Source organism: Sulfolobus sp. B1, from assembly GCF_007050195.1.
Taxonomy (GTDB): domain Archaea; phylum Thermoproteota; class Thermoprotei_A; order Sulfolobales; family Sulfolobaceae; genus Saccharolobus.
The window spans coordinates 1-6718 of sequence record NZ_QIMI01000094.1 but is presented as its reverse complement, the minus strand read 5'-3'; the positions used below and the strand labels follow the sequence as shown (position 1 = coordinate 6718).

General features: G+C 34.2%; 6 protein-coding genes. 3 read left to right on the top strand and 3 right to left on the bottom strand.

All coding sequences use genetic code 11. The features are described 5' to 3' along the window. The first annotated feature begins 126 nt into the window (after nt 1-126). Both DMP16_RS06980 and DMP16_RS06975 read left to right on the top strand, forming a co-directional pair. Nucleotides 127-1686, top strand: a complete 1560-nt coding sequence (locus DMP16_RS06980; protein ID WP_143577019.1) for an amino acid permease — start codon at nt 127-129, stop codon at nt 1684-1686. 8 nt (nt 1687-1694) lie between these two features. Then, nucleotides 1695-2609 (top strand): metallophosphoesterase, encoded by a 915-nt coding sequence (locus DMP16_RS06975; protein WP_069283470.1) that lies wholly within the window; start codon nt 1695-1697, stop codon nt 2607-2609. On the opposite strand, the gene speB is transcribed toward DMP16_RS06975, so the two are convergent. The 3 genes from speB to DMP16_RS11005 form a co-directional block, all read right to left on the bottom strand. Beyond that, complete coding sequence (speB, locus tag DMP16_RS06970; protein ID WP_069283472.1) at nt 2606-3523, bottom strand: agmatinase; 918 nt, start codon at nt 3521-3523, stop codon at nt 2606-2608. The genes DMP16_RS06975 and speB overlap by 4 nt on opposite strands. 81 nt (nt 3524-3604) lie before the next feature. After that, nucleotides 3605-5212: an APC family permease gene (locus DMP16_RS06965; protein ID WP_069283474.1), complete on the bottom strand. Its 1608-nt coding sequence runs from the start codon at nt 5210-5212 to the stop codon at nt 3605-3607. A gap of 149 nt (nt 5213-5361) precedes the next feature. Further along, nucleotides 5362-5505 carry a hypothetical protein gene (locus DMP16_RS11005; protein ID WP_156770069.1) on the bottom strand — a complete coding sequence of 48 codons (144 nt, stop codon included), beginning with the start codon at nt 5503-5505 and terminating at the stop codon, nt 5362-5364. 1 nt (nt 5506) lies between these two features. Between DMP16_RS11005 and DMP16_RS06960 the strand changes: the two genes are divergently transcribed. Then, nucleotides 5507-6481: a metallophosphoesterase gene (locus DMP16_RS06960; protein ID WP_069283476.1), complete on the top strand. Its 975-nt coding sequence runs from the start codon at nt 5507-5509 to the stop codon at nt 6479-6481. Nucleotides 6482-6718: the final 237 nt, after the last annotated feature.

Genomic DNA, 6718 nt, shown 5'->3' with positions numbered 1-6718 from the left:
CTGAGAGTTTACTTGATGAATCGTTGAAAATTTTACAAGAAACCTTAAATGATTTATAAAGATTTTTGTAAAGTTTTTAACTTCTTAGCTTTAAAATTTATATACCCATTTAATCCAGATAGACACATGCCGGAAACTAAAAGAGGTGCGTTCCTAAGAGAATCTTCTGGGTTAGTCAGAGAATTCGGTTTGATAGATGCACTCTGGTTTAATATAGCACTGTTAGGACTACTGTTCTCTACATACTATGTAGCGTCTACTGGACCACTAGTAGGAGGAAGTCCACTATTAGGTTTGATATTACCTCTTATAGGGTTTTTGTTCGTAGGTTTAACGTTCTCCTACATAGGATCTAAAATACCAAGGGTAGCTGCAGATTACGTTTACGTTAGCAGAAACTTACATCCTGCCTTAGGCTTTGTCGGTAATGCTGGATATTTCTTGGCTACAGTACCATTGTTTATGGGAATAACCGGAATAACACTCCAAACCTTTGGCTTAATTCCTTTATTAACTATTTTAGGCTACTATACTCACAACTACGCATTAATCTCCTTGGGTTCTGCTATTGATTCCAACACTTACTTAATAATGGCTATAGGAGCTGTTGAAATAATAGTAATGTCACTAATTTCGATTTTTGGAAATAAGGTTTATAGAGCATTACAGTGGGTTGCCATACCTTTAGCTCTTATAGCTGCTATCGGTATGATAATAGTTGAAGCAGTTATACCTCATACATTGGCTATATCCAGGTTAAATAACTTCGCATTAGTCTATGCTAATGTTTCTAACCTATATAATAATGTTACATCGTCTAGCGTTGCGGTACCAGCTTATTATAGCTTAAACAACATCTTGTCATTAAACCCAGTTTACGTAGTGGGATTTTCTTATATAATAAACACGGTTTATATTGCAGGAGAAGTTAGAAATCCAAAAAGAAGCATGCCATTCAGTATTTTAAGCACGTTATTAATAACCGGGTTCATCTTTACAGCTGCCCTAGCCTTGGAGTATTACCAGTTAGGATACGGATTTACAACAAAGATGATGTATTTAAGTATAGTTCAGTCAAGTCTTCCAATACCTACTCCTTATTTAGATTTGATTGAGGGAATTTCAAGCGGTAATGTAGTTTTGGGAGTATTATTCGCGTTAGCGAGTATTGTGCAACTCCTAATGTATCTAGCTGCAGCTTCATTCGTAGGAAGCAGGTTGCTATTATCTTATGCGATGGACAGAATAATGCCAGACTTTGTCGGAGAGGTCAGTGAGAAGAGACATGTTCCAATTAAGGCAATCATTCTTTCGATGATAGCTGGACTAATTGGTCTAATAGTATTTAGCTTACCGGTTACTTCAGCTGGAGCGTTCTTACTTTCAAGCGTAGCAGTAGCTATACTGATAATTTTCCCTATGACTGTAGTATCTATAGCAGTATTAAAGACGGAAAAAGGAAATAAGGTCATGAGAATAATAGCTAGCCTAGCTATAGTGTACCTAATCTACACATTTTATCAATACTTAACAGTTCCAGCTATAGGTGCAGACACCCTAGTAAGATATGCAATATTGGCTGGATCAATAATAGTACTATTTGCCATTTTTTACGTCGCTAAGCTTGTTAGGGCTAGACAAGGAATAGATTTCGATTTAATATTTAAAGAAATACCACCGGAGTAGGAAGAAAAATGGCAAGAGATATAAGAATTGTTTTTTCTTCTGATTTTCACGGTAATGAGATCGTATTTAGGAAAGCTTTAAATGTAACTAAGGCTATTAAGGCAGATTACCTTATATTAGGAGGAGACTTTGCTGGAAAGGGAGTGATAATAATTTTAAAGAGAGGAGAGGAGTATTACATTGGTAATGAATCTGTAACCAAAGAGGATATAGAAAGTTATCAGAAGAATGGTTATTACATTTACATTTCAGAATCTAAAGAAGAGGTTAATGATATTGAATCGAGCAATGAGAAGATAATGAGGCTTTTTTATGATCTAGCAAAAAGCCAGTTGGAACGTTGGATATCCTTGGTTAATGAAAAACTCAAGGATACAAAGGTTATATGGAGCGTAGGGAATGATGATCCTTTCATAATAGATGATGTATTTAAGTCTTATAAAATAGAATTTGAAGGATTAACTGAAATTGACAGTTCCTCATCTCCCCTTATGGTAATAAGTTATGGCTTTACTAATCAAACTCCTTACAAGTCATTTAGGGTGGTGCCAGAGTATACAATATATAATAAAGGAATTGAATTACTCAACAAGGTAATTATTAACACAAAAAATATTATTTTGAACTTTCATGTCCCTCCTTATAATACTAAACTAGATAACGCTTATATTAATGGGAGATGGGTTCATGTGGGGTCTACCTCATTAAGGGAACTAATAGAGAGATATAATCCTTTATTAGGGTTACATGGACATATTCATGAATCTTCAGGTATTGATAGTATAAACGGAACAGTACTAATAAATCCTGGTAGTCTCTATTTCGAGAATATACTTAAATATGCGGTAATAACGATTAGAAAAAATGTGGAGAGTTTTTCGGTCAAATATAAAATTGTAAATAAAGGTATCTACCAAGGTTAAAGAGTTAAGGAAAGGATGCTCATTCCTTCATATATAATGTTTGCAGCCAACATAGTAGTTAATTCACTTAGATCATAGGGTGGGGAAACCTCAACAACATCAAATCCAACTAGCTTATTAAACCTTAACTGTCTAATGATCTCGATTATCTCGAAACTACTCAATCCACCAACTTCTGGAGTACCAGTACCTGGTGCAAAGGCAGGATCAACAACGTCTATATCTATCGAAAAGTATGTAGGACCTTCTAGTGAGTTTATTTCGTCAATAACAGCTCTTGTATTATATTTTAAGTCCCTTATAGTATAACTCCTTATTCCTAGCTTTCTCTTATCATCCAAATCTTCTTTAGAAAAGGTTGAAGCTCTTATGCCTGCTTGTATCGCTTTATTAATTAGACCCTCTTCTAATGATCTTCTAAGCCATGTGCCATGAGTATACTTCTTACCCCAGTAAGAGTCCCAGAAATCATAATGAGAATCGAAATGAATTACGTTAAGGCTACCATATTTTTTGTATAATGCTCTCAAAATTGGTAAAGTTATTGAGTGATCACCACCAGCTATGAATGGCACGAAATTTCTTTTATTCAACATATCATATATACTATTCTCTATTATTCTCATAGTATCCTCAATATAGCCTGGAATTATATTTATATCGCCCATGTCACAAGCATTTAAGTTATCAAAAGGATATGTGTCTAGAAACTGATTATATGGTCTTAGTAGTCTCGAACCTTGTCTAATACCCATTGGACCAAATCTGGCTCCGGGTCTATAAGTTGTAGCATCATCAAATGGAATACCTATAAATCCAGCTTTAATTTCCTCATCTTCTTTACATATTGGTAATCTTGCAAAAGTGGAGATTTGAGTAAACCGAGGGGATTTTAAAGCATCTATCTGCCTCATGATTGATTCTTCTGTTATCTAAATATTTGAAATTAACTGAGGAAGGTATAAAAACGGAAGTTATCATGATAAAATTCAATATCACTCTGGTGGTATTTCACTAAATAATAATTTCATTTGTATTCCTCGCCTCGAATTAATGAAGTAAGATGTAAGGAAAATTATTATTCCACTTACATAAATCACCCCTAATGAAACTAGTGTTGGCACATTTATAGGTAACAAAACGGGGTTTCCCCATGTCATAGTCAATGCATATAGCAGGAACCCAAACACTGGAAAACCTATGAGCGATACTATTGGGATTCTTCCAATTCTCATCTTAACGGGGACGATACGATTAAATAGATCTTTCTTTATAAATGGCATTAAGGCTGAGGTAAAAGCAAAAATAGCATAACTAATTTCAAAGACTACTGTAACATCTACGATAGAAATAGCAGGGACGAAAGCGTAAAGTAATAGACCTAATATACCGACTCCTATAGAAATTATCGTAGCCTTTAATGGAATGTGGAACCTTTCATTCACGTCTGCTAAGCTCTCTGGTAATATCCTATCAAAAGACCAAGCGAAAAGATATCTAGTTAACGCTATCGTTAATGGTGACAGACTATAGAAGTTGGGTAGCCATAATGCAATCCACATTAGAATGTAGATAACTATATTGTGATTAACTAATAGAGCAAAGAAAGGTGAGAATACGCCTATTGACCCTAACTTATCATAGACTACTGAACTATTTACATTATTTGCTAGAATATAAGACCATGAGGTTAAGAAATTCTCGCCAAAGGCATGAAAATTAAGAAAAGTATACAATATATAATATATTCCTACAAAAAGTATCCCTAGAATTATTGATAATAAAGCATTAACTTTCACCTTTCTCATTTCACCACTCCAAGAGGCTGGCAAGTTATACCACACGTAATAATACCATACTACTGGAATTGCGAGTAGCGCCCCTTGTAATGGAGATACGAATGAAAGACCGTTAGAAGTAGCTGAGCTTACAACATCTTTGTAAGCGTCAGAAACTCCGGTAAAAGATGACAAAGATGAATAAAACTTCACGGGATTGATTAAACCTAGTTCAACAAATGTTATTAAAGTAGCTATAATTGAGATTAACCCCGCTAATAATATGAACCTCCAACCATACTTTCCAGTAGAGGATACAATTGAACTGACGCCTAAAATTACTATCCCTACAATCACACTACCCAAAGTTGACGTAAAAAACGTACCTATATTAACTAAGGAAGCATTATCGTAGTACAATCCAATCCCGGTAAAGAGATAAGCAAACCATTGTGCCCCTAGATAACTGTACAATCCTAAAGATAATGCGAAGGCTATCCATAATCCCCAATAGTTTACAAAACCTACAATAGGATGTGAAGACCTGGTATTAAAAACGTAATCTCCACCCGCTCTAGGAGTTGAGACTGCGGCAATATAGAACAAAAATGCCATGCCTAATGTAGGAATTAGTGTTATCAAGTACGATAAAGTCCAATTTGCACCTGGGGACAAATAAAGCCAAGTCAATATAAGAATAGGTATACCTCCCGTTACTAACCCAAATACTGCAAAAAATGATGACCAAGGACTTACTTCTCTTATTAACCCGGAGGATTGCCTAATAAACAATGATTGATTTTTATCAGAACTGCTTTTTGACATTTCATTTTTTAATAACTATTGAATGGTTTAAAAACTTAAATAGACAAAGCTTAGTAAAGTGTTTAAAACAATATTGCTAGCCGAAATCGTTTTATTCGAAAATTTTTAAAAAGTTATTTAAGACACCAATCTTTATGTAATTCATTTGATCATATAATCCCTTTTATTAAATAGTTTAAAAACTCATCAATGTATGAGAGATACGTTACTGATATGTACATAAAGTTACTTTCAACGTAATTACTCTTATCTTTAGAAAAGTTTTTAACTAATGGTATAAAACTAATTATCATAATGGGGCTCTTCAAGAAAAATAAACCTGAGACGAATAGGCTAGGAAATCTTAAAATACTATTTACCACAGATTTACACGGATCAGAGACCGCATTTAGAAAATTTCTTAACACGGCATTGATGACAAAGGCTGATGTCTTGATAATTGGGGGTGATTTAGCTGGAAAATCTTTAGTGCCAATATTAGCCCTAAGTGAAGGCAAATTCAAGGTTTTGGATAAGGTTGTAGGGAGAGAAGGCTTAGAAGATATAATAAAACATTATAAGTCAATTGGAACTTATTATACAATAGTTGACGAGAAAGAATACCATGAGTTAGAAGAAGATAAAAATAAGTTAGAGGAAGAATTTAAGAAGGTAATATTGGAAAGGTTAAACGAATGGAGCAGAATAGCAGAAGAGAAGTTAAAAGGAACAAATCTAGTGATATATACCAATCTAGGAAATGATGATCCTTTATACATGTTTGACGCAATCAAACAGAGCGAAAGATTAGTGAAGTGTGAAGGAGAGGTTATAGATATTAACGGTTACGAAATGATAACGTTTGGATACGTCAATCCCACTCCTTGGAATACGCCTAGAGAAATGAGTGAAGAGGAAATATATTCATACTTAAAAAATGAGGTAAGTAAATTACAAAGACCGGAGAAGGCAATATTTAATCTGCATGCACCGCCGTATGGAACTAACTTAGATAACGCGCCATTATTAGATAGTAATCTTAAGCCAGTGGTAAGAGGAGGGGAAATAGTAATGACAAATGTTGGATCAAAGGCTGTAAGAAAAATTGAGGAAGAAATACAACCCATTTTGGGTCTACATGGGCATATCCATGAATCTAGAGGCTTTGATAAGATTGGCAAAACTACAGTACTAAACCCGGGTAGTGAATACAATTTGGGAATTCTTCACGCATCCTATATAGTCCTAGAAGATAACAAGATAAAGGTTCATCAATTTGTAATTGGTTAATTTATTTTCTAATTAATTGTTAGATAATAAACATACTTATCGTTAGCAAAATTTTAATATAAAAATCAATGATATCTTATACTTAGGTGGTCGAATTGAGATACGATCCCATCAATATGTATGAAAGTAAAACTAAAAAGTCAAAGCATATTTTCAACGAGGCGTCAACTCATTTACCTTTGGGAGTTTCTAGTAATTATAGGTATTTTGACCCTTACCCAATATACCTATCTAAGG